Here is a 23,716-nt window from a genome sequence, read left to right on the forward strand (position 1 = left end):
CGGTTTAAATTTCATTGTGATAATATTCGGAAGGAGGATTTTCCAAATCTTCATTAAAAATTGTTCTGTATGGAACCGCACCATGTTTTTCCATTCCGGTCAAAGACTGAATTGAAAAATAGATAAAAGTCAAAAAAATGAATACTTGGGCAACTTGTCTATAACGACGTAACGTCACAAAATGAGCAAAAACAATTACATTGGTATACATTAGATAAAACGCAATTCTTTCAAGTAACAATATACCAACAGAACAGATATACAATACTGACCCTAAAAAATAAATGGTAAGAATTGTATTCGGAACAGATTTTCTATAAACAAAAGCTAATAGTACAGCCATCAGAAAATTATACAAAATACCAAATCCCGGTGTAGCTTCTACGGTATATATATCTACCTTCTCAATATATGCATTATAAAAAGGAATATGAGAAATTATAGCTATAAATACTTGACGCAATATTCCTGTATACTGTAAAAAGAAAAAAGAAACCAATAAAAAAAGCCAAGTATAATATGACAATCTAATATAACGGACAAAATATACAAAAACCAAAATGAATGCAGAAAAATGAAAAGTAGCAGCTAATAAGATACACAGCAGATACCTAATAAATTTTCTATTTTCTATAAAACGAATAGAATAAATAAAAATAGACAACGCAACACCCTGTCTAATTCCATTATTTAAAAAGATCAATAACCCTAACGTAAATGTAAAAAAGATACCCCACTTTAGTATATTATAATAATTTAAAGTCTTAAATATGAAGATAAACGATATCAGAGTAGCAAAAGCAAATACATATATATATCCCGCATAACAATTTAAAAATATACGATTTAAAATAAAATAAGCAGGCTCCCAAAAATATACATTTGCACCATAGAATTGCTTAATACCATAAAAACCAATAACGTAACGTGCATAATCATTACCTACATAAAAACGTAAAGCACAAAAAAATACAACAAATAAAAATGAAAAAATCAACCAAACTTTTCGTTGCAAAGGCAACTCAGTAGTTTCATATTTGTTGGTAAGAAAAAACATTATGAGTAAGCTACCTACATAACAAAAAAAAGAATAAAAATCTAATTCCATTATAATAATATCTTATTCACTTTCATTTTTACCAAAGTCCATGTAAGAAGTGCACTTCCTCCCAATGCAATCACCCCTGCAATTGCAGGTAATAGCATTATATTTATTTCAGATGGAAGTTCTGTATAATTATATAAATAATCGATTATCATTTGATGAAACACATAAATCCCCATACTCAATATTGAAAATTGATAAAAAAATGATTTCAGTCTTCCATTCTTGCTCAATATCTTGTTCACTAATAAAAACAATGATATAACTCCACAAAATTTATACACGCTAGATATGCCAAAACGGATAGCAGCATTGAATGATGCACCAAAACTTGACCATTGTTTAAGAACTTCATAGTAACTTATAAATGAAAACAGACTAATGAATATCAGCAATATAATCCATCGCCATTTCAAAAAATTCGAAAATATCACATTCCTGTAAAAGCAAATATAAAATCCTAAAACAAAATAAAACAAGTATTTAAACGCCATGAAAAATCCCCCAAAAGATACAGAAATATAGCGGGACAAAACACACAATATAAATGAACATAAAACAACAATCCAAAAATTATTTATATACTTAAATAAGACAAAACCTATTATAAAACACCAAAATAACATCGGTAAAAACCACAAATGTCCTACGCCATTGAGTAATTCACCAAAAAATTGCCAGCCAGATTCAAAAACAACCTTATTTAATGCAAACGCATATACAATTCCCCAAACAATAGCGGGAATTATTAATCGACGACATTTTTTTTTCAGTAAAGAAAAGAAAGTATAATCCTTTATCTGTGAAGCAAATAAAAAACCAGAAATAAAAGTAAACATTTCCAACATAATAGCATAAGCCCCCCTCGCAACCCAAACATATATATAAGTAGCCTCGCCAAACTCATAAACGAAAGGAACTTTCCATGCACCTACAAAAAAAGCTGTCGAATGATAAATAATTAACCACAAGATGACAATAAAACGAAGAATAACAATATCATCAAAACATTTTTTATTCATACGATACTTTAAGACGATCCAACATATCACAATAAGCTTTTAACATCTGATCAAACGAAAACTCATTTTCAAAACGTTTTCGAGAATTTTCTCCCATTGTTTTCCAATCATATTTAGACAAATCATTTAAAACATTTACTAAATCAGAAACTGTTGGCTTTATTAAAATACCATTATAAAAAGATGTAACTTGTTCAGGAATACCGGAAATATTAGTACTAATAATAGGTAATCCGGCTCTCATAGCTTCTATAATAGAAATGGGAAGTCCTTCATTATTACTCATTAAAACAAAAATATCCTCATCAGTAATTCTACTATGAATTTCTTCATTCCGTACATTACCGTAAAAAGTCACCTGTTCTTCTAATCCATACTGAACCACTTTATTCTGTAAAACAGCCAAATCAGGTCCTGTTCCAAATAAGGATAAATGAATTTCTTTGCTTTTCTCTCTATCCATAAGATGTAAAGCCTCAATGATCAAATATTGGCCTTTACGTTCACATATAGATCCGGTAGAGCATAAATGATACTTAAAAGCATCTTTCTTTTCTCTCTTTATTATCGGTTTATCATCTATACCATTGTGAAAAAAAACAGTTTTATTAATATCTACTCCGGGATTCTCTAATAAAAAATTTTTTTGTCCGATACGGGCTATAAAAACAAAACAGTCAAGAGAACGAATAATATAATCAATCCTTCTATCCAAATATTTCAGAAAAAGCGTGTTCTTCAATTTAGGATAAGACTTCAGAAACATTTCCCACCGTTTCCCATCCGTATGAAAAAAACAAACTTTTTTAGCCGAAGATTTTATATTTTTCAAATAAGCATAACAAGCATCCTCCTCATGGAATACAACAATGTCTGGTTTCCGGTTGAGTTTTTTATATATCCTGACCAAACGGTTGGCATTACGAATATAGCGCAATAAAAACAGAATAGAAGTGTACCTATTTTTCCTAAGCCATTGCTTCAGTTTGGAACGAAAAGTCAACCCTTTTGAAAAATCCACCTCCGCAGACTTTCCATTAGAAACCAAATAATCATAAGTAAAAATCTCTAATTCATAACCGCGTGCCCTCAGATACTCTTTATTCTTTAATAAACGCCTTAAAGTCCCTGTAGGACCGATTGCCGCATTTATATAGTTTGGAAAAATGACATCAACTTTTTTCATACAAAATAGATTAATTATATCTAACATCCTAAATTTCAAGTATGCTCTAATCTTTCTATCTTAAACATAATTCTCAGACGATAAATTAACTCCCCCAAATAAGAAGCCACGGTTAAAAGAACAAACGAAGTAACAGAGGTCAAATAATCCATAAAATACATCCCGGCCAACAAACTCAAATAAACAGCAGTCGTCACAATAATACTATATAAAACATACTTTGTGTACCCCAATGCCACCATTAGGTTAGAAGAAATAAAACTACTAACTCCAACTATAACAGGAGCTAATAAATACAAACGAATAGGCAATAAATCTATCTCTTCATCAATAAAAAAATGTACAACCTGAGGTAAAAACAGATTCAATACAATAACTAATCCCAAAGTACAAGCAAATAAAACAAGGACTGTTTTTCTAAACAACAATACATTCCTTTCTTTAGCTATTTTAGGAAATAAAACTGTTCCGACAATTCCGGCCGGTTTTAGAATTACATTCATAAACTTAGAGCCCAAATCATACACAACCACATCACTCATCCCTACCCAGGAGCCCAGCAAAATATAATTTAACTTATCTTTTATTGTACAGATTACATCAGTAAAAAAAATGGGGGAAGCATCTTTCAAATAATATTTCATATTAGCATAGGATGGCAAACGGAATACTATTTTTTCCCGTACAAATACCACATACAATGCCAAAATACCTCCAATAAAATAGCCTACAGTAAACAACAAGGGTACATAAACATAATCCTCAGTAGTCGTTATGCACAAAAAAATCAAAACAATAAAAATAGACCGAATAACAATATTCACAATGGTTATATATTTCATCTTCTCAATACCCTGAAAAAAATATTGAGGAAATAATAACTCATTAAAAGTAAGTCCAAACGAAAAAACAAAAAGCCAGAAATGCTGTCGATAAGCCGGTATTAACCCTATTACGATAATATAAATACCCAAACAAAATAACCACAATATCGCCTGAAGCGTTAAAATGGTAGACATAATCTCTGACAACTTCTCCTTATTGTCCCTAAAAACAGATATATGCCGCGCACTCACCCGCTTAAAACCAAAATCGACAAGTATAGAACAATAACTGGCAACAATTTGTGCTGTAATCACCCAACCATACAAATCACTACCCAACACCCTCACTAAATAAGGATAGGTAATTAATGGAGCAAGCATTACAAAGATTTGTAATATAGAGATATAAGTAAAATTCTCAAATAATACAGAATGACGTTTCAATAACTCCCTGTACTTTACAACTCCCATACCTAGTATCAACAAATTATCCTTAAGTAATTATTTTTGTGCCTATCATTCACTTCCAACAAACCTCAATTCAAACGGAGTACCTTTCTCCAAATCCTGGTTCACCTTCCTGCTCAGACATTCATTCAGATACTTCGGATGCAATCCACATCCCGGACGGATAGAACGAAGATTGGAGGTTGTCAGCCTATCTCCTTTCTTCATATCCTCGCAAATAAACAACGAACGGCAACAATCGCGCCCACTGATTGCATTCACATCCGTAGGATATAAAACTTTTCCCCTTACCATTTCAACTTCACGTATGGTTTTTACCATATCGGCAAATTCAGCCGGTTCCATTGAAAATCCGCTATCCGGACCTCCCATTTTACGATCCAGTATCAAATGTTTTTCCACCACTGTTGCACCCAATGCAACCGCTGTTACTGCTATGGTATTAGTCATGGAATGATCCGAAACACCCACCTTTACTCCAAACCGTTGCTTCATATCGGGAACAGTAAGCAAATTCGCCTTTTCCAAAGGAGCCGGATAAGCCGAAGTACATTTCAGGAGAGTAATATCCTGATTGTTCACCTCCCGGCATACTTTTAATGCCAGTTCAATATCTTCCGGGGTAGCTACACCGGTAGAAATAATCATCGGTTTACCTTTGCTTGCTGCATAACGGATCAGATTGATGTCCGTAATTTCAAAACTAGCTATTTTATAAATTGGATTATGAATGCTTTCCAAAAAATCTACGGCAGTAAAATCAAAAGGAGTAGAAAAACATTCCAACCCCAGAGCATATGCATATTCAAACAACTCCGCATGCCATTCCCAAGGTGTATAAGCTTCTTTATATAACTGATACAACGAATATCCATCCCATAAACCTCCTTTTTCGATGAAACAATCTTTATCCGAATCTATTGTAATCGTATCAGCCGTATAAGTCTGCAATTTCACAGCATCCGCACCTGCTTCTTTTGCCGCAGCTATTGTCTTCTTTGCCAGGGATAAGCTACCGTTATGGTTAGCCGATAATTCCGCAACAATAAAAGTTTTATCATTTTCCATCAAATCTCTATTAAAGATGTTATTTTTCTATATCTTTTTCCCAGACATTGCACACGTTGACAATCAACGTATTCATGATTAATCCAGGCATGAAGTAAAGCAGGTACATTAACGCCGGCAGCTTCAGAGAATATATAACCGCCTCCAAAACGAGGATTGACATCTATCACATACAATTTTCCTTCAACATTAAGAAAATCACAATCCATATTTCCTTGATGCTGAAACAAAAAAGACAACTTTTCCGCAAGAATTTCTGCTTCCGGGAAACAAACCATTTCAGCAACATCCGTTTCCCCTCCCCGCATTTCCAATTTCTTCTTAACAACACACAATCGGTATTTCCGGTCCAAATCATTTATAATATCCATACCATATTCGTCAGAAAATAACATTTCCTGATAGACTACATTCAGATCCGGATTTTTAACTGCACCTAAAAATGAAGGAAATGAAGCCTGACCGGTATTATTATAATTCTTCAAATCATCTTCAGAATGGACAACAGCCAATCCTTTAGAACCCATTCCCCAACGATTTTTTATAATCAATGGATAATGTATCCGGCCTGCTTTAAGATCTGTTTGCAGTTTGTCAACTTCTATATAGGTCAATGGCGTATAAATTCCATTGGTGATCAGATACTCATAAAACAAATATTTATCCAGACAAAGCAGGGCTTTATCGTAAGGTAAACCGATCAAATGACAACCTGCATTCTCAAGTAAAACCTCATTTCCAGATAAAACGACAACCTCAATATCACTCAAAGTCAGCACATAATTTATTTCATGCTCACATATGAATGATGTTAAAACATCCATATATTCCTCAGAACCATACAAAGGCATTTTTAAAGAAGTAAACTCTTTGTAAGTCTCAAGAATCAGATCATTATTATCACCTATATAAACTTCAAAATAAACCTTGAACAAATCAATTAAATACCGCTGACGACCCGGACTTAAAACCAAGATTTTCTCCATATCACCAGTTAAAAATTTCAATGAAATTATCAAAATTGCTTCCCTCTCTGAGAGAAATGAATTCATTATTTTTTAGAATTGCTATATGAGGTAAGAATTGTATAAAATTTGCCCCCATTACAAAAGTGTAGCCTCCAACGTTATCTATTTCCAAAAAATCTCCCTGATGAACTTGACGACAAGTTTCTGTTCTTACCAGAACATCAGATTCCATACAGGTAGAACCTGCAAAATCAATTCTCTTCGTTTCAACATTGTCAATAACACGTCCGCTGATTATTTGAAATGGTATTTTCATTGTATGCATAGATGGACGGATATGAAACATATTACCGTCAACCTGTGCAATCCAACGGTTACTCCGTTTCTTTACATCAAAGACTTTTGTTATATAAGCCATTGAAGAAGCAGCCACAGACATTCCCGGCTCTATTACCAAACAGGGCCTATTTTCACAAAACCAACGGTTTGTATGAAGCTTTGCAATTATTACTTCTGCATAATCCTTATAAGAAGGTGTTGCATAACCAAACATACCGGGAGGTACTGGTCCAAAAAATCCGCCTCCAATATTGATGTATTTAATATCTAATTTATAATGATGCTGTATTTCAAATAACTTATCAATGATCTGGACATAATTATTTATTGCCCTATTCTTGGATGAAGTATGGCCATGTAATGAAATTATTTTACAATTAATTTTTGTCAAACGCTCTATAGCCTTATCTATTTCATCCTCCATAAAACCAAAACGACCACTTTCCTCCTCTCCGTAAATTGCAGAACAACCATTTTCATCCTTAATGGAAACATTGACACGTAACCCTATTTCAAACTGATTTTCAGGATATATTTCTTTCAAACGTTCCAAATAATCTATTTCATAATCACTATCAATATTAATAACAGATCCATTTAAAAGTGCAGTAACAAATTCACTTTCCCGTTTAATTGGTCCGTTAAAAATAATCTGATTCCCGGTAAAACCTACTTTCAAAGCTATCTGATATTCCAAAAAAGAAACCACCTCTGCATAACACCCCTGCTCCAGAGCTAACTTGCACAGATACGGTAAATAATTAGTCTTAAATGAATATCCGACTACAATATTCTGATATAGTGATTTAAAAGCAGCCCGAATATCTCTCAGATTATTCAAAAATAAATCTTCATTAACCAAATAAGCCGGAGTCCCTATTTCCAGTTCCAGTTTCTTACATTGTTCAAATGTATACATATTGCTTATAACCTTTCAAATATCTCCAAAATCTTAGTAACCTGATTTTTATAATCAAAATCAGGAATAATTACCTTTTCCCTGGAGGTAAATATTCTATCCATATTCATTTCAAGACTATTGTCCCGCAGATAACCTAAAGGATAAATGATATGTTCATCTTTTAAATAATTGTAATATTCATACTGATTATCTACATAATAACCAGCTGCAACAGGTAATTTACAAGCCAATGCTTCGTTGCAAATTGTACTCGCAGAAAAGATACCCAGATCCGCCTCGTTAAACAATCTGACGATTTCCTCTGCAGACACCCGCCTATATACCTTAACCCTCTTTTGATAAACCGGATCGACAACAACCGTATCACCTGCAATGACGCTTACCTCCAAAGGCTTATCCGTCAGGACCCCCAAAACCCGGTCAGTCAAACCGTAAGGATCAGCCCCTCCCAAAGCCACCACTACCTTATCGATTGTATCACTATTTCGTAAACGGACATTATTTATGAAAGGCTTTCTTAAAAAAGCCCACTCCATACCGCAATAAATCTCTGTAAAAGGTTCGGCTGAATAATCCGCAGGATGACAAGGATCCGGACAAAAAATCACATCACAATAAAAATGACGGGTATGAATATCATCAATACAAATCAGCTTACATCCTTTTTCTTTTATCTGTTTCTGAAATGATGTATCATAATAGTAATTGTCTAAAACAACAATCTCATCGCCGTTCAAAAGAGATAAAAAATTTTCAAACTGGTTTTTCAATCCAACCAAAGGTATATACTCACATACCTTATTCATTTCCTGCAATTGATAGGACGTCGGTGACAAAGTCGTGAAAACACAGTTGAAATTCTCCCGCAGCATATCGGCCAAAGCCAGTGACCGGATAAAATGGCCATAACCGATATCTGCCCCCGCATCAGCCCGGAAATATATCTTTCTTTTACTCATATTCTGTTATCAAAAGTTCTATTTCTGCCCTATACATCTAGCCAGATAAACTGGTGCAGTCAACAGAGACTTGCCAGGGAAGAGGAATAATGTTTCAGCATTTGCACCTGTCAAATCTAATACAACCGGCATCGGTACGGAAAAATCTTCTTATCTGGTATGTAATAATTGATATTTCATTTCTGCTAATTTCCAGTCTGTCAATGTATCCAAATCCTGGACTTCCAATTCCGATAAAATTATTCCACCAGTATTGGCTCCCCAAAAATCTTTATGTTGATAAAAAGGCTCTACTTTCGATATGTAAAACTGTCCGGCATCATGATAAATCATTTCTAAATCCTGAGAACGGCTTTGTATGTACTCCGGCCATACCATCCGGATTCTTCCATCCTCAATTTTTAATCCCCTCTGTACCGGATAGGAATAGGCCACTGCCGTAAAAACCGAGTCAAAATGATTCTCCGTCAATAAATGATAGGCATCTTTCAAAACGCTTGCAGTAACGAACGGAGCTGTGGAATATATACAGCACAAGGTATCGTATTCGATACGCTGTTTTTTATAACATTCCAACACTTCCAGCATGACATCCGCAGTCGTTGCATAATCATTCGCAGTTTCCGCCGAACGCATAAACGGAACCTTTGCGCCGTACTGCCGGGCAACCATTGCTATTTCTTCGTCGTCTGTCGACACCATTACTTCATCGAACAAACCGGATTCCAAAGCGGCTTCTATCGAATAAGCAATAATCGGTTTACCCATAAACGGTTTAATATTCTTCCGGGGAATCCGTTTACTGCCTCCCCGGGCCGGTATGATTGCTATGTTTTTCATCGATTCACAAATTCTTTTACCTTACTGATCACATACTCCTGTTCCTCGTCCGTCAAAGTCGGGAACATCGGCAGACTCAGGCAATGGCGGTAATATTCTTCCACCACCGGCAAATCACCCGGCTTATTACCCCGTTCCCGATAATAAGGCATCAGATGGACAGGAGCATAATGTACCTGGGCATAGATCCCGTTTTCGTGCAGATAATTGTACAATCCCAAACGATCGGGTACCTGAACGACATATAAATGGTAGGCATGGTAAACCCCGGAAGCTATAAAAGGCGTTTTTATCTCCCCGATGTTACGGAAAGCTTCCGTGTATCGGACTGCAATTTCCTGCCGGCGTTTCAGCCCCTCATCAGCACGTTTTAGTTGTGAAATTCCCAAAGCGGCCTGGAAATCCGTCAGCCGGTAATTAAAACCCAACTCCCGCATTTCGTAATACCAACCACCGTGATTTTCACACAGATACGCCGGATCTTTGGTAATGCCATGGGTCCGCAACAAACACAAACGATCGTACAGTGTTTTATTGTTCGTTGTCACCATTCCGCCTTCTCCCGTTGCAATATGTTTTACAGGATGAAAAGAAAATACGGCTACATCGGCATAACGGCCATTTCCACACAATTGCTTTTCGCCCTTACTGTCAGTGAAATATCCGCCCGGAGCATGACAGGCATCCTCCAGTATCCACAATCCATATTCGTCGGCCAGCTTTCTGAATTCTTCCATCTGATGCGGATACCCCGCAAAATCCACCGGAACGATACCCTTGAAAGTGCCCTTCGGATGAGCTGCAAGCAATTCCCGTAATTTCCGGATATCCATCAGATAGGTATCCCGGTCAATATCACAAAACACCACTTCACCTCCGCAATAGCGGATACAGTTGGCACTGGCTGCAAAAGTCATCGGCGTCACGATCACTTTATCCCCCGGTTTAAGTCCCAAACTGCTCGCTGCCAAATGCAATCCGGCCGTAGCATTGTTCACGGCAACAGCATAACGGGCATTGACATAGCGGGCAAACGCCTGTTCAAATTCCGCAATTTTCGGCCCCTGCGTCAGATAATCCGACTTCAGAGTCTCTACGACAACCTGTATATCCTCGTCCGTAATATGCTGATGACCGTATGGAATAAATTTCCGAATCATTTTACTTCAAAATTTGGATCAACAAACTCTTTTATTTTAGCACGCAATGTTTCTACCGTTTCCCACTCCTCATTCTGGTCGGAACTATAATGGAATCCCTGGGGTACAGGAACGGCCTGATGATGTTGCAAATACTCTTCCCTTTGATGTTTGAAAGATACTGAAGGAAGAATGGCATAATACTGTCCTAAATCAATAGTATTCAAGGCATCTGTAACTGTGATCATTTCTTCATGCAGTTTTTCACCCGGACGAATTCCCACTTCCACCAAAGGGATGTTCGGAGCAATCGCTTTAGCCACATCTACAATATGATAGGAAGGAATCTTCGGTATAAAAATTTCTCCACCCAAATGATGTCCGATAGCATACATCACCAAATCCACGCCTGCCTGTAAAGAAATATTGAAACGGGTCATCCGCATATCCGTAATCGGCAGTTCTTTAACGCCATTATCACGCTTATGGATAAAAAATGGAATAACCGATCCCCGGGAACCCATGACATTTCCGTAACGAACCACAGAAAATTTAATGTCTTTCGAGCCACTGATATTGTTAGCAGCTGTAAATAGTTTATCGGAAGTCAATTTCGTTGCTCCGTATAAATTGATCGGCGCACAGGCCTTATCGGTCGATAAAGCCACCACGTGTTTCACTCCGGTTTGCAAAGCTGCGTTAATCACATTCTGAGCTCCGTGAATATTGGTCTTGATACACTCTTCCGGATTGTATTCGGCCGTATCAACCTGCTTGATAGCCGCTGCATGGATAATCACATCGACCCCTTCACAAGCCCGCTTCAACCGTTCCCCATCCCGGACATCTCCGATAAAAAAACGCAATTGAGGATACTTCGATTCCGGATATTTCTGCTTTAGCTCAAACTGTTTCAATTCGTCTCGGGAATAAATAACAATTCGCTTCACCTCCGGATAACGCTTCAGAATGGTTTCCACAAACTTTTTACCGAAAGAACCCGTTCCTCCGGTAATTAACACTGATTTACCATTTAACATTTCAAATTGGAATTATAAGTCACTAAAAACAGTATCCCGGAAAAGGATAAAACTGTTCCAGAATACCGTCAATTTTCTAACAATGATGTATATAAAATAAATTATGATGTAAGGATTAACATGAATGGTATTAAAAAAAGGTGCCTAAAGTTATTCCTCCACAGGCGATGGAGCCGGGGTGTCGGTAGAAGAATCAGAGTCGGCGGTCTCATCGGATTTCTTACAGGAACGGCGACAGACAACCACGTTGTGTAATTCGGCCACCAGCTGGTTGATACGGTCAATGATGTACTTGTAGGCTGCATCACCGTTCACAATAGCAAGGGCGTTAACCATTTCGCACAGCTTTCCGAAAGTCATCTGTGCTGCCTCGCGGGCTACTTTGGCAGCGCCCATTGCGGCTTCGGAGATGGCATCCGAACGGATGAGCATAATCTGTTCGAACTGTTCGTTAGCCGAACGAAGGGTACTCACCCAATACCCGGCAAACAACGTTTGGATATGGGCGGCATTGGCTTCGAGCTTCAGTCCTGCATCAGATTCTTGATCGCTCCGGTTTCCTGACGGTAAGGCATAGCCGGGATGTTCCGGCCATACTTATCGACCAAAACCAGCAGTACCTCACAGATATCCGAACTCATCCACCGAGGCCTCTATACATTTCAAATTCTGTATATCCGTTCCCCCGATAGAGGTAAACCTTCCATACGTTTTTTCATCCTTTATCTTTCCATGATTAAAAAGAATATTGATTACCGGATATGAATCGCATAGAAGAAAAAGCTCACCCCTATGCCGATGAAATACCACAGATGGAAATCTGCGACACCGAAGCGGTCGTACCTGGTCAGCAGAAAAGCGATAGCATCACTACCCACAATGACAGCCAGGGTTCCCATCAATGTCGTCGGAATGAAACGTTCGTATTTTCAGACAAAGTAAAAATAAAAATCATCCAGCCAACGACAGCACCGATCAAAAATGGAGCCAAATGTCTAAGCATAAACACCTATATTAAAGATTTACAATTCGTAAAAATTTACCTTATCACCAGATTTCTCCATCACAAATCCCCTACAAAATCTCCTTCCATCTATCATCTATTATTTATCATCTATCTTTGTCGCTACCGGGAGAATCGAACTCCCGCTCCCGAACCATCGTAGCGGCGTTGCCTTCGGGGGTTTCCCCACCGGATTGGATACCGGTTCACGCCCGGTCTGTTACCCTACGCGTGTAGCAACCCACGGCGACGCCACCGGGAGACTCTTTTACGTCCAAGAATGAAAAGGAGCTCGGTCAGCCGGGAGAAGAAATAAACTGAAAAGAAAACTATCGTTTAGAATGATAGATAAGATTATAAAACACAGAACATATTGAAAATTTGAATTGATCGTACAAATTTGTCGGCAATATGTTTACAAAAAAAACGAACGATTAAATTTGTAATAAAAAATAGCTGGGGAGGTTAATGAATAAATTTTGAAAAGATTGATTAGGTGAAGATTATAAAATAGTCAGAAAAAGAAAAGAGATTCGAAACATAACTGTTTTAATCGTTCGTTTTTTTAACATTCGAACTACTTGATTATCTCTTTGTAAGAACAGGGAACAAAGATACATATTAAATTTGTTGTGTACAAATTGAATCTGGAATTAATCCGGGAAAATCAAATAAAAAAATCCCGGAATCGTGGTCTGTAAAACACCAAAATTCCGGGGAATAGTATGTAGAGAAAAATTATTATTGTTTCCGACACATAATGTTCAGAATCGTCTTATCGGTCTGTTCCATACCGGTGGTACCGATGATTCCGACATTGCGGATCGTTTTTTCAATATCTTCTTCAATAATACCGTCATTGTGAGTTTTGATTCCTTTCATGGATAACAGAGCGGCCTGTACGGCAGCAGAAACGCCGGAATATACTTTCAGGGCACAACCTTGTTTCGCTCCGTCACACATCATTCCGGTCAGGTTGGAACACATAGTCTTAATAGTGTTGACTACCTGTTCGTAGGTTCCCCCCATCAGATAAGTAATCGCCGAAGCAGCTCCCGTACCGGCAATCAGAATTCCACACAAAGCAGAAAGGTGTCCCATATAATAATGGATATGGGCAGCTACCAGATTACTCAAAGCCAAGGCCCGGATCAATTGCTCCCGGGAACAACCGAATTGTTCGGCAGCCACGACGACAGGAAGATAAACCGTAATTCCCTGATTTCCACTACCGGAATTAGTCATCACCGGTTTCTCACAACCGTCCATCCGAGCATCGGAAGCTGCGGTGGCACAAATCAAGGCATTGTTCAAAAAGTCGTTTTCCAACAACCCTTTGTCGATATTTTCTTTTAAGGTCTTACCGATCTGCAGACCGTATTCACTCTTCAAACCTTCAGCCGAAATCGCTTTGTTCATTTCAGCACCTTCCAATACAAATTCGATCTCTGCAACGTCGATCCGGTGGATAAATTCCCAGATCCGGGCTATACTTAATTCAGCACGATCGCTCTTTTCGGCAGCTACCGGCGTAAAATCTTTACGATAAACTGCTTTCCCGTTCTTTTCAACCAGAATAATATTGGTATGTCCGTGGACAATCACTGTTTTTACCGTATCGTTGCCTTTCTTACAGATGGCTTCTGCATACAATTTATCGGGAGCATCTTCTTTCAAATGGATAACGACAGCCTGCTTGTCCAATAAAGATTTAGCAACAGCCAAATTATTACAAGCAGAAACTTCCTTCAATACTTCCAGGCCGTATTCAGTCTTTCCACAAACAGCACCCAAAGCAGCGGCGATAGGCAGTCCGGTCATACCGGTACCGGGAATACCTACTCCCATTCCGTTCTTATAGATATTTCCACTGACGAACACTTCGATATGTTCCGGAACACCACCCAATTCCTCTTTACATCGGGCACAAGCTAAGGCACAAGCAACCGGTTCCGTACAACCTAATGCCGGAATCGTTTCCATTTTCAGTACTTCTATGATTTGTTTATCTGTAGCCTGACACATAAAATTTTATTTTTGATTGATGAAGCAAAATTATTTCTTTTTATCATATCCACTCCTCCGACCTCCTGTATTAACGCTTTTTTAACTTGATTTACATCATCAAAGTAGTCTTTTCCCGGGGATTTCCAACACAAACAATGACCAATATCGTCACTCTCAAAAGCACACCTTAACCCGTCTGCGAGTCGACCCCAATGTTCCCTCCGAATCTCTGAATAATCATTTTATTGACGAACAAACACACTTTATCCAGGCGGCAAGATCAAGAAAATATTTCACGATTTACTCTAAATTCCTTATCTTCGCAAAAAATTTTAAATCATGAATAAATATTTATTCTTTATATTATTCCTTTTTCCGGTCCATTTGTTTGCACAAGAAGCAGATACCCTGATCGTGGAAGCAGAACCGCATTACGATATTCTTCAGGAACTCAGGACGGAAAGTCATAACGGCGGACAGGTAATCCTCGACAGTGACACACCGATAGACAATTTGCTGCAATGGCACATCCATCTGAATGAGAAAAAGAAAACTTTTACAGGTTACCGGATTCAAATCTATTCGGTCAGTTCATTCGGCTGCAACATCGAAAACCTAAAGGAAATGCGGAATAAGTTCGAAGAAACTTTCCAAGACATTCCGGCCTATTTGAAATATTTCGATCCGGATTTCAAAATCCGGGTAGGTAATTACAGAAACCGTTTGGAATGTATTCCTGATTTACACCGGATCCGTAAAATTTATCCGGCCAGTTATGCCGTAAAAACAGAGATTTCCCTGGATGAACTGAAACGAATCCCGATGCAGGATATCGTGACCGGGACAGAAACAGCGGAATAACCGGAATCAACTGAAAGAAATACTGAGTTCACGTTCAATCCGTTCACGCTCCTGAGCTGTTTTTTTCATCAATTCCTGATAAACAGACGAATCAGGATCTGTAGGTCGGTGTAATAAAGTCTTGTTTATTTTATCGATACGCTTCATCCACGCTTCGGTTGCCGAAGTCATATACAGGGACTGAAACTTCTCCCAGATATATTCGATTCCTTGCGGAGAGATGTGTAACATATCTTCTGTATAGAAACGATAATCCCGAAGCTCGTCCATCACGATCTCATAAGAAGGGAAATAAGAGACATAATCCAGCCTTTGCTTCAATTTATCGATGGCCAGCAACAATACCGCTTTACTCAACTGGTTGGCATGTGCTCCGTCTTTCCAATGCCGGATAGGGCTCACGGTGAACAGCACCCTCATATCCGGATAACGACTGTGCAGGCGGGACAATAAATCGGTATACACTTGTTCGATATCTTCGGGGCTTAATCGGAAACGCTCGAAATCAGTGGCCGGAAATTTATGACAATTGGCAACGACTCGTCCCAACTGCCGATGACGGTATACCCAGGCAGTTCCCCAGGTAATCACCAGGACATTTGTCGTTTTTAAATGAGCTACCGATTTTTCCAATCTGGAATTTATACGCTGTAAACAGTCCCCGGCTTCCCTGGCGGAAAACCGTCCATGATGGCTCAGACTCACCCATAGTTCCCCGTTTCGTAATAAATCGGCTTGCGAGAATCGTTTACCGGCCAATAACAACTCCAGCGTATCAGCCACAGACAGGGGATTATATACAATACCACAAGGATTGATATCCGTCTTGAACCTGAAATATTCCAGCTTCGCTCCAACATTTTCGACAAAGCAGGAACCCAGCATCATGAGCCGGGTCGAATAATCGATCCGAAACGAAGGTTTATCCAATTTGACAACAGTCTGTAGTTCCATTTTTTCCACTAATTTCATCACAAAGGTAAGTCACCTTTTCGTTTTTACCTTTTACTTTTTACTTTATTTTCTATCTTTGCAGAACAATTTTTGTACAATGAGCTTTATCACCATCCTATTAATTGCAATCGGTCTTTCTATGGACAGTTTAGCGGTCAGTATCAGTGGCGGCATATGTATGAAACCGTTCTGTATCAAGAAGTCTCTGAAAATGGCTTTGACCATGGGGATATTCCAGGGGGGTATGACCTGGCTGGGATGGGCGATGGGTATTCATTTCAGTAATTATATCACCGATTTCGATCACTGGATCGCCTTTGTTTTATTGAGTTATTTAGGTGGAAAGATGGTCTACGAATCCTTCAAAGAAGAGGATAGCCACCTGATTACCTTTTCTAGCCGGATGCTTTTCACCCTCGGCGTAGCGACCAGTATCGATGCCCTGGCTGTCGGCGTGAGTATGGCTTTTCTGAAAACGGGCATCTGGTTTCCGGCTTCAGTTATCGCTTTCACTACTTTCTTCCTTTCTTTCAGCGGAGTGATCTGTGGCTTCCGGTTCGGAAAAATCAAAGGCCTCAAAGTAGAACTACTCGGAGGCCTTATCTTAATTGTAATCGGTGTTAAAATACTGATCGAACATACTTTATTGGATTAAAGATCGTCAGAACAAAGGGACGGGGGTATTGTTCCCCAAAATAGAACAATATCCCCGTCCCTTTGTTTTCCATATACGACACCCGCATACGCAGACCGCTCCATACCAATACAAGAACCACCCCCAAACAGATACAAGTCACAACAAACCACAACAACAAAGTCATCTTCCCGCAACTAAACATAAATATCCATCCCGCAACGGGCAAAAGTGCCACAGCAATTGCAACGAGCCAAACATTACTGCGGAATATCAGACTATCCGTTCTTTTTACAGCACCACAGACAAAACTTTTTTTCCACCAATCTACCAGTTCCCCCATTAACATACTGGCAGGTATGAGCAATGGGAATATGTACCTCATCTTCTTTTCCGGCAATAAGGACAGCAAAACAAGTGCCACCAACATCCACAACAATGGCAATAAATACAATTTATTATGTCTCAATTGCCTATTCCATACAGGCAGGACAGTTGCCGTAATCAGCAGACCTGCCCACACCCCCGATTCTAAAAAAAACTTCCAATAATAATACCAGGGACGTACATTATAACTAATCCACGCCTCCGATTCCTTTTCCACAACCGCAGCCAGTTCATTCGGATAAGATAAATGAATATATGCAAACCATCATCCTCCCACCACCAATGCAATCACACACATTACGCCAATCGCAACCCGACACCCCTTGATACAAGGTCGCATCACAAAAGCAAACGCTATAACAAACGGCAGCAAGAGAGCATAAACAGACACCGGCCCTTTACTCATGATGGAAAGACCCGCCAGCACACCCGCCACGATACAATGACGCCACTTCCCGCCCATTCCTTTTATTGCCACCGCCAAATGATATACCGCCCCCAGCATAAATGCATGACAGTATATATCCCACGATGCCGTACGTCCCATCAGTATCACATTATGGCATGTACACAAAATCAGCGCAGACACAAAAGGAGCAACTCCTAAAATGTTTTTTACAAAACAATAAAAGTAGAACACCAAAAGGAGGGCTGCCAAGCCTGCCACACCGCGTTGCCACCCCAGATTGTCAGGAGCTATCATCTCAACAACGGCAGTCAGCCATGTCGGCAACGGTGGTTTCTCCAAGCGCAATTCACCATTCATCGTCGGAGCAATCCAGTTGCCGTCATAAACCATTTCTCGGGCAGTAACTATATTTCCTGACTCCATTATGTCCGGCACCAATACTGAATTGTCCACAAAGAATGTCGTCAGACAGACCAAACACAAAAGCACCCATCTATCAATACTCATAAACAAACGCATCATTAATTTCAGTGGTCAATATACTGAAAAAAGCAAACAACCTAATCATTCCACACAAAAAAAAGCCGCCCTGTTCAAGAGCGGCTCCATATAGAATCAATCGTTCTGCACCATATTCGGATTCGAAGTCATTTCCTGTGTCGGAATCAGGAACTGCCACCGGATATCGCCGGCATCCACCTTCGCAGGCTTAAGGAATGTCTCTTCATGTCCCTTATCTGTACGGTCAAGCGACAGATTCAAACGCTTCATATCCATAAAGCGGAATCCCTCTCCCAAAAGTTCCAGACGACGCTGCAACATCACCTCTTCCACCAAGGCATTCCCTGTCACATCCGGAAGCTTATATTTCGGATCGCGGGCACTTACCAGCTCATACAGGACTTTCGCTGCTTCTTTGCTCTGGTCGGAGCGAGCCAACCCTTCTGCCTCAATCAGATACATTTCGGCTGCACGCATATAACAATAATCCCCGGACCAGTTGGCATAAGACGGCAGACGGAATTTATTCACCGTATAAGGAGGAACTTCAAATTCACCATTGTCACTATCCAATGTCGCACCGTCGGCACCGACACATACCGATTTCCTCACATCGCTGTCCTTCATCGCATCATACAACTGCGAATTTATCCGCTTTTCATTACCGAGCTCATTATATCCTATTGAACAGGGATCCGTATTTGAAAAATAGGAAGCGTAAATAGTCGATTGGTCAACCTTTATCTGCATACCCCACATCCACTCCGGATTGTTCACACTGTTAAAACCGGCTGCGAACAATTCTTGCGGCATCAGACCAAAGCCCTGTCTCGCCTCGTGTGCCATCTTGGCAGCCTCTTTATATTTTCCCATCGTCAGCAACACTTCCGCTTTGATTCCCTGAGCCACATTCAAATTAAAATGGCTGATATGTATCCTATCTTCCGTCAACAGCATCATCGCCGAATCAAGGTCGGTATTAATGCGAGTATACACCTCTTCCACCGTACTGCGGGCTTTTCCCTCACTGGTCGGATGCGTATATACGGGGATTCCCAATTGGGTGTTACGGCCTTCCGGTTTATAACGCTCCGCATACAACTGCACCAACTTGAAATAGCTGTGTGCACGAAATGCGTACGCCTGTCCTTTCAGATTATCGCGCTCCTTCTGCTCTCCCTTCATGGCATCCACATGCGCAAGCAAAAGATTCATATTGTCGATCGTACCGTAATAGTACATCCATACAAATTTATTATCTTCATCATTCGCACTTCTGTGTGCCAACCAGGAATACCACGATTCATAATTGTTCCAGTAACCATCTCCCGTGTAATAATCCTCTCCCAGCATATCGGTCATGATATCCACCGCCTTCTGCCCGTATTGTGCATGAGACTCATAACTGATATAAGTGCGGCGCAACGTACCGTTCAGCAGCATCATACCTCCCTCCGTCGAAGTAAGCAATATATCATCCGTATATTTATTCGACGGTTCTCGATCCAAAAAATCACTGTTGCAGGATGTAAACACCAACATCCAAACCAACGGCAATATATATAGTATCTTCATAATTGTCTATTTTAGAAATTAATATTCAAACCAACAGAAACCACTCGGTTCGGCACGTAGGTATTATCGCTCACTCCGGAGAACGCCTGGGTCGGGTCCATTCCTTTCAATTTTGTAAAAGTCACCAGATTGTCCCCGCTCACAAACACCTTGACGGACGACATTCCCACACGGCTACTCCACTCCGCAGGAAGCGTATAGGAAAGATTGATGTTACGCAACGACAGGTAAGAAGCATCCTTCAAGAAGCGATTGCTGGATCTTGAAATATACCGATTACCCTTTTCAATTCTTGGCACATCGGTCACATCACCCGGATTTCTCCAACGTTTCAATATATCCTTATGCCATGCATGTCCCAAGCTGCCGGCATGCATCAAACGCTGGTAATTGCTGTCATACATCTTGCCTCCGACAGAATAGGAGAAAAATACCGACAGGTTCAACCCCTTCCACGAAAAATTATTGGTAAAACCGCCATATACTTTAGGGATAGCAGAACCTACATACTGTTTACTCTTCGGATCTTTGGACGCCAACGAATAATCATTTGTCTTTTCCCAGGCATCACCGTTTTTATACCACCACAATTCATCTCCGTTTTCAGCATCCACCCCTGCCCATTTCATCAACCAGAAATCATAGATAGAACCGCCTTCCACCCATTTTTTCGTACTGACCCAAACCTCATCTTGCGTCAGCTTCGTCAGTTTATTCTTATAGTGGGTCAAATTTAAATCCAACGTCCACTTGAATGCCCTTTCCTTTAGAATATCAAAAGACAATTGCAGCTCTATTCCCTTATTGTCCATCGATGCGGCATTCTGCATGATGGAAGGCAACCCAGTGGAATAAGGGACAGGAACAGCATACAGCATATCTTCCCCCTTACGGATAAAATAGTCCACCTCACCACGGATGCGGTTCAGGAAACCGAATTCAAGGCCGACATTGAAATTGGTATTTTTCTCCCAATGCAAATCCCTATTGCCTGTTGTGGAGTGAATGACGCCTCCAAAATCATGATTGGGATATGGCTCGAAGAAATTCTGCCATGCATAGTAATAGGGATTTTCATTTTCATCAAGGATATTATCATTCCCTTGCACTCCGTACGACACTTTCAACTTCAAGTTGTCCATCCATTTGGCATTTTTCATAAAGGCTTCCTGCGAAATTCTCCAGGATGCACCCACCGACCAGAAGTCACCCCAACGGCTGTCTTTATAGAAACGCGAACTACCGTCCCGGCGATAAGAACCTGATATATAGTAGCGATTGGCATAATCATACCCCACCTGCCCGAACCAACCTTCTATCGCATGCTCATCGGTCTGGCTACTGCCATCCTCCAACTGCGCACCAAATACCAAATCATTCGACATCTCCAATGGGAAACCGGTACGCTGTGCAAAAACACTCTTCTCTACATACCGATAACTTTCATGTCCCACCATTGCAGATACATTATGCAGTCCGAGCTCTTTATTAAAATTCAATATCTGGTTGAATGTAAGCGATTCTATCCTCAAAGCCTCCACGCTGCCTCGTCCTCCGACATTGGCTGCATCACCGAACTTATTGTTATACATTTTGGTATAACGGCGATTCAATATATCCGCACTACCGCTCACTTTGAAAGTAAAGTTGCGCAAGAACTTCGTACCGGCAGTGACGTTGATATTGAAATTATCGGTCTGATTCCAGACTGCATCATGAATCAATGTCGCCAGATTGTTGGTCCGTCCGTTGAAAGGGCGTTTCTCTCCATAATCAAAAACCTTGTTTCCCTCACTGTCCAATATATAATTACCTTGCTCGTCGCGCTTGTAAATCGGGAATATCGGAGCAATCATACGGGAATAAAAGAACGGGTTGATGGCATATGTTCCCTCTGCCTGCATCATCTGATTGCTCTTGTCATTGGTATACCCCATATTTCCCTCCAGATTGAACCAGTCGGTAAACTGACTGTTAATATTCGCTCTTGCCGTGAAACGCTGATAGTCCGTACGGGTCATAATCCCCTCCTCGTCCAGCCAGCCAAGCGAAAGATAATAGGTGGTCTTGTCCGAGCCTCCGCTCATGGAAAGCATATAATCCTGCTTCAACCCGGTACGGAACAGTGCATCGCCCCAATTGTCATGATAGAGCAACCGGGCGGAAGCATCCACCTTACCATCCGCTCCTATCAGTTTATCGGCGGGAATGTTATAATTGTTATAGCCGCCGAGCTGCTTGTTGATAAGATTGGCTGCAGCATATTCGGAAGCCTTTTCCATGGATTGTCCTGTCCCCACCAACGCATTTCTGTATGCTTCCCAGGAAGTCTCGTAATAATCCTTTATTCCGATTCTGGAATATTCGGGAATTGCACGGGATGAAAATCCCCAGACAGCCTTGACGCTCAGCGTCGACTTCTCGGCATTTCCCTTTTTGGTCTGTATCATAATGACACCATTGGCTCCACGCGCACCGTACAAGGCAGCCGAAGCCGCATCCTTCAACACTGAAATCGATTCTATATCATCCGGATTGATGGAACTGATATCCCCGTCAAAAACAACTCCGTTCAACACATACAAAGGAGCAGAAGAGGATGACAGCGAACCGATACCACGGATACGGACTGTAGCTCCCGAGCCCGGCTGACCGGTGCCGCCCATCACCTGCAAACCCGGCGATGTGCCTTCCAATGCTTTGGTGACAGACACGACATTCATTTTTTCCAACTGTTCGTTCTTTATCACCTCTGCAGCACCTGTAAAGCTCGATTTTTTGGCAGTTCCATAGGCCACTACCATCACCTCATCCAATTTCTCGTTGGCAGACTTCAACCGAATCGTCAGATTCGCTTTGATTCCCACTTCCTGTGTTTCCATTCCTATAAACGAAACTATTAATTCGGTAGCAGATTCCGGCACTTTCAGCGTAAAATGCCCATGTGCATCAGAAACCACCCCGATAGATGTACCCTTGACCAATACCGTAGCACCGGCTATCGGTTCATCATTTTCTGCAGACAGGATACGTCCTGAAACATTTTTCGTCTGCGCACTCAGCATGCATACCCCCATCCAAAGGAATGCAAGTAACAGATACAATCGTTTTCTCATAAAAATAGGTTTAGGTCTAAAAATAGTTAATAACAAATACAAATGCCTGTCCATATTCAGAATGCATTTGCGCCGAGCCGTCAAACCCGGGGAAGCACGCTCAGTTTTATCGTACGCTTTACATGAGCATATTCTCCATCTCATCTAGGAACCTGCAGTAAACATATCAAACTTTTTTGACATTCCAAAAAAAATGCAAAAAAAAAACTTAACAGACCATTAATATTTTCTTAACATACAGTAAAACACCTATATTTTTCGCCCTAAAATTAAAAATCGGCTTTTTGCATACCAGGGCAACCGCACCAAAATTTCTATTAAAATATGTTTTGTGGCATAAATCATTAAAATATTTCAAAAAAAGTTGTGTAATTGGGGAATAAAGGTAA

At 40.1% G+C, this 23,716-nt stretch carries 22 protein-coding genes; 2 read left to right on the forward strand and 20 right to left on the reverse strand.

The window, feature by feature from the left end; all coding sequences use genetic code 11:
• Nucleotides 1-4: 4 nt before the first annotated feature.
• From AC5RDS_RS07985 to AC5RDS_RS08050, 14 genes are all read right to left on the reverse strand, one after another.
• Nucleotides 5-1,108, reverse strand: a complete 1,104-nt coding sequence (locus tag AC5RDS_RS07985) for an EpsG family protein (RefSeq protein WP_013610488.1) — start codon at nucleotides 1,106-1,108, stop codon at nucleotides 5-7.
• On the reverse strand, nucleotides 1,108-2,127 hold the full coding sequence (locus tag AC5RDS_RS07990) for an acyltransferase family protein (protein WP_013610487.1): 1,020 nt from the start codon (nucleotides 2,125-2,127) through the stop codon (nucleotides 1,108-1,110). Before AC5RDS_RS07990 ends, AC5RDS_RS07985 begins: the two co-directional genes overlap by 1 nt.
• Nucleotides 2,120-3,313, reverse strand: a complete 1,194-nt coding sequence (locus AC5RDS_RS07995; RefSeq protein ID WP_306452118.1) for a glycosyltransferase family 4 protein — start codon at nucleotides 3,311-3,313, stop codon at nucleotides 2,120-2,122. Before AC5RDS_RS07995 ends, AC5RDS_RS07990 begins: the two co-directional genes overlap by 8 nt.
• A gap of 35 nt (nucleotides 3,314-3,348) precedes the next feature.
• Complete coding sequence (locus AC5RDS_RS08000; protein WP_013610485.1) at nucleotides 3,349-4,608, reverse strand: oligosaccharide flippase family protein; 1,260 nt, start codon at nucleotides 4,606-4,608, stop codon at nucleotides 3,349-3,351.
• 45 nt (nucleotides 4,609-4,653) lie between these two features.
• Nucleotides 4,654-5,673, reverse strand: coding sequence for a pseudaminic acid synthase (gene pseI, locus AC5RDS_RS08005; RefSeq protein WP_306452119.1), 1,020 nt, complete (start codon nucleotides 5,671-5,673; stop codon nucleotides 4,654-4,656).
• Nucleotides 5,673-6,659 carry an ATP-grasp domain-containing protein gene (locus AC5RDS_RS08010; RefSeq protein WP_013610483.1) on the reverse strand — a complete coding sequence of 329 codons (987 nt, stop codon included), beginning with the start codon at nucleotides 6,657-6,659 and terminating at the stop codon, nucleotides 5,673-5,675. Before AC5RDS_RS08010 ends, pseI begins: the two co-directional genes overlap by 1 nt.
• A 1-nt stretch (nucleotide 6,660) precedes the next feature.
• Complete coding sequence (locus AC5RDS_RS08015; RefSeq protein ID WP_013610482.1) at nucleotides 6,661-7,899, reverse strand: type III PLP-dependent enzyme domain-containing protein; 1,239 nt, start codon at nucleotides 7,897-7,899, stop codon at nucleotides 6,661-6,663.
• Nucleotides 7,900-7,904: 5 nt separating this feature from the next.
• Nucleotides 7,905-8,861 (reverse strand): PseG/SpsG family protein, encoded by a 957-nt coding sequence (locus AC5RDS_RS08020; protein ID WP_013610481.1) that lies wholly within the window; start codon nucleotides 8,859-8,861, stop codon nucleotides 7,905-7,907.
• Nucleotides 8,862-9,011: 150 nt separating this feature from the next.
• Nucleotides 9,012-9,701, reverse strand: coding sequence for a pseudaminic acid cytidylyltransferase (pseF, locus tag AC5RDS_RS08025; RefSeq protein WP_013610480.1), 690 nt, complete (start codon nucleotides 9,699-9,701; stop codon nucleotides 9,012-9,014).
• On the reverse strand, nucleotides 9,698-10,861 hold the full coding sequence (gene pseC, locus AC5RDS_RS08030) for a UDP-4-amino-4,6-dideoxy-N-acetyl-beta-L-altrosamine transaminase (protein ID WP_306452120.1): 1,164 nt from the start codon (nucleotides 10,859-10,861) through the stop codon (nucleotides 9,698-9,700). The genes pseF and pseC overlap by 4 nt, the downstream gene beginning before the upstream one ends.
• Nucleotides 10,858-11,880, reverse strand: a complete 1,023-nt coding sequence (gene pseB / locus AC5RDS_RS08035) for a UDP-N-acetylglucosamine 4,6-dehydratase (inverting) (RefSeq protein ID WP_013610478.1) — start codon at nucleotides 11,878-11,880, stop codon at nucleotides 10,858-10,860. The genes pseC and pseB overlap by 4 nt, the downstream gene beginning before the upstream one ends.
• Before the next feature lie 150 nt (nucleotides 11,881-12,030).
• Nucleotides 12,031-12,372: a DUF6261 family protein gene (locus tag AC5RDS_RS08040; protein ID WP_306452121.1), complete on the reverse strand. Its 342-nt coding sequence runs from the start codon at nucleotides 12,370-12,372 to the stop codon at nucleotides 12,031-12,033.
• A gap of 260 nt (nucleotides 12,373-12,632) precedes the next feature.
• Nucleotides 12,633-12,782, reverse strand: coding sequence for a hypothetical protein (locus AC5RDS_RS08045; RefSeq protein ID WP_182436132.1), 150 nt, complete (start codon nucleotides 12,780-12,782; stop codon nucleotides 12,633-12,635).
• An 842-nt stretch (nucleotides 12,783-13,624) separates the two neighbouring features.
• Complete coding sequence (locus AC5RDS_RS08050; RefSeq protein WP_013610476.1) at nucleotides 13,625-14,908, reverse strand: L-cysteine desulfidase family protein; 1,284 nt, start codon at nucleotides 14,906-14,908, stop codon at nucleotides 13,625-13,627.
• A gap of 321 nt (nucleotides 14,909-15,229) precedes the next feature.
• On the opposite strand from AC5RDS_RS08050, the gene AC5RDS_RS08055 reads away from it, so the two are divergent.
• Nucleotides 15,230-15,751, forward strand: coding sequence for an SPOR domain-containing protein (locus AC5RDS_RS08055; protein WP_013610475.1), 522 nt, complete (start codon nucleotides 15,230-15,232; stop codon nucleotides 15,749-15,751).
• Nucleotides 15,752-15,757: 6 nt separating this feature from the next.
• On the opposite strand, the gene AC5RDS_RS08060 is transcribed toward AC5RDS_RS08055, so the two are convergent.
• Nucleotides 15,758-16,705, reverse strand: a complete 948-nt coding sequence (locus AC5RDS_RS08060) for a GSCFA domain-containing protein (protein ID WP_229032349.1) — start codon at nucleotides 16,703-16,705, stop codon at nucleotides 15,758-15,760.
• Nucleotides 16,706-16,802: 97 nt separating this feature from the next.
• On the opposite strand from AC5RDS_RS08060, the gene AC5RDS_RS08065 reads away from it, so the two are divergent.
• Complete coding sequence (locus AC5RDS_RS08065) at nucleotides 16,803-17,360, forward strand: manganese efflux pump MntP (RefSeq protein WP_013610473.1); 558 nt, start codon at nucleotides 16,803-16,805, stop codon at nucleotides 17,358-17,360.
• On the opposite strand, the gene AC5RDS_RS08070 is transcribed toward AC5RDS_RS08065, so the two are convergent.
• From AC5RDS_RS08070 to AC5RDS_RS08090, 5 genes are all read right to left on the reverse strand, one after another.
• Nucleotides 17,326-17,943: a hypothetical protein gene (locus AC5RDS_RS08070; protein ID WP_217778963.1), complete on the reverse strand. Its 618-nt coding sequence runs from the start codon at nucleotides 17,941-17,943 to the stop codon at nucleotides 17,326-17,328. The genes AC5RDS_RS08065 and AC5RDS_RS08070 overlap by 35 nt on opposite strands.
• 48 nt (nucleotides 17,944-17,991) lie before the next feature.
• The gene (locus AC5RDS_RS08075; protein WP_272054616.1) at nucleotides 17,992-18,570 is read right to left on the reverse strand and encodes an ArnT family glycosyltransferase; all 579 of its coding nucleotides are present in this window, start codon (nucleotides 18,568-18,570) and stop codon (nucleotides 17,992-17,994) included.
• A 180-nt stretch (nucleotides 18,571-18,750) separates the two neighbouring features.
• Nucleotides 18,751-20,211, reverse strand: a complete 1,461-nt coding sequence (locus AC5RDS_RS08080; RefSeq protein ID WP_217778965.1) for a RagB/SusD family nutrient uptake outer membrane protein — start codon at nucleotides 20,209-20,211, stop codon at nucleotides 18,751-18,753.
• Nucleotides 20,212-20,222: 11 nt separating this feature from the next.
• On the reverse strand, nucleotides 20,223-23,327 hold the full coding sequence (locus tag AC5RDS_RS08085; protein WP_175315301.1) for a SusC/RagA family TonB-linked outer membrane protein: 3,105 nt from the start codon (nucleotides 23,325-23,327) through the stop codon (nucleotides 20,223-20,225).
• A gap of 208 nt (nucleotides 23,328-23,535) precedes the next feature.
• The coding region (locus AC5RDS_RS08090) for a hypothetical protein (protein WP_306442461.1) at nucleotides 23,536-23,716 on the reverse strand (181 nt) is incomplete at its 5' end.

It is taken from the genome of Odoribacter sp. (assembly GCF_985060555.1).

Coding starts and splice junctions, on each gene's coding strand:
- AC5RDS_RS08085 (WP_175315301.1), bottom strand. CDS start 23,327: ATGAGAAAACGATTGTATCTGTTACTTGCATTCCTTTGGATGGGGGTA.
- AC5RDS_RS08050 (WP_013610476.1), bottom strand. CDS start 14,908: ATGTGTCAGGCTACAGATAAACAAATCATAGAAGTACTGAAAATGGAA.
- AC5RDS_RS07995 (WP_306452118.1), bottom strand. CDS start 3,313: ATGAAAAAAGTTGATGTCATTTTTCCAAACTATATAAATGCGGCAATC.
- AC5RDS_RS08000 (WP_013610485.1), bottom strand. CDS start 4,608: ATGGGAGTTGTAAAGTACAGGGAGTTATTGAAACGTCATTCTGTATTA.
- AC5RDS_RS08015 (WP_013610482.1), bottom strand. CDS start 7,899: ATGTATACATTTGAACAATGTAAGAAACTGGAACTGGAAATAGGGACT.
- pseC (WP_306452120.1), bottom strand. CDS start 10,861: ATGATTCGGAAATTTATTCCATACGGTCATCAGCATATTACGGACGAG.
- AC5RDS_RS08080 (WP_217778965.1), bottom strand. CDS start 20,211: ATGAAGATACTATATATATTGCCGTTGGTTTGGATGTTGGTGTTTACA.
- AC5RDS_RS08060 (WP_229032349.1), bottom strand. CDS start 16,705: ATGGAACTACAGACTGTTGTCAAATTGGATAAACCTTCGTTTCGGATC.
- AC5RDS_RS07985 (WP_013610488.1), bottom strand. CDS start 1,108: ATGGAATTAGATTTTTATTCTTTTTTTTGTTATGTAGGTAGCTTACTC.
- AC5RDS_RS08020 (WP_013610481.1), bottom strand. CDS start 8,861: ATGAGTAAAAGAAAGATATATTTCCGGGCTGATGCGGGGGCAGATATC.
- pseB (WP_013610478.1), bottom strand. CDS start 11,880: ATGTTAAATGGTAAATCAGTGTTAATTACCGGAGGAACGGGTTCTTTC.
- AC5RDS_RS08010 (WP_013610483.1), bottom strand. CDS start 6,659: ATGGAGAAAATCTTGGTTTTAAGTCCGGGTCGTCAGCGGTATTTAATT.
- pseI (WP_306452119.1), bottom strand. CDS start 5,673: ATGGAAAATGATAAAACTTTTATTGTTGCGGAATTATCGGCTAACCAT.
- AC5RDS_RS08065 (WP_013610473.1), top strand. CDS start 16,803: ATGAGCTTTATCACCATCCTATTAATTGCAATCGGTCTTTCTATGGAC.
- AC5RDS_RS08055 (WP_013610475.1), top strand. CDS start 15,230: ATGAATAAATATTTATTCTTTATATTATTCCTTTTTCCGGTCCATTTG.
- AC5RDS_RS07990 (WP_013610487.1), bottom strand. CDS start 2,127: ATGAATAAAAAATGTTTTGATGATATTGTTATTCTTCGTTTTATTGTC.
- pseF (WP_013610480.1), bottom strand. CDS start 9,701: ATGAAAAACATAGCAATCATACCGGCCCGGGGAGGCAGTAAACGGATT.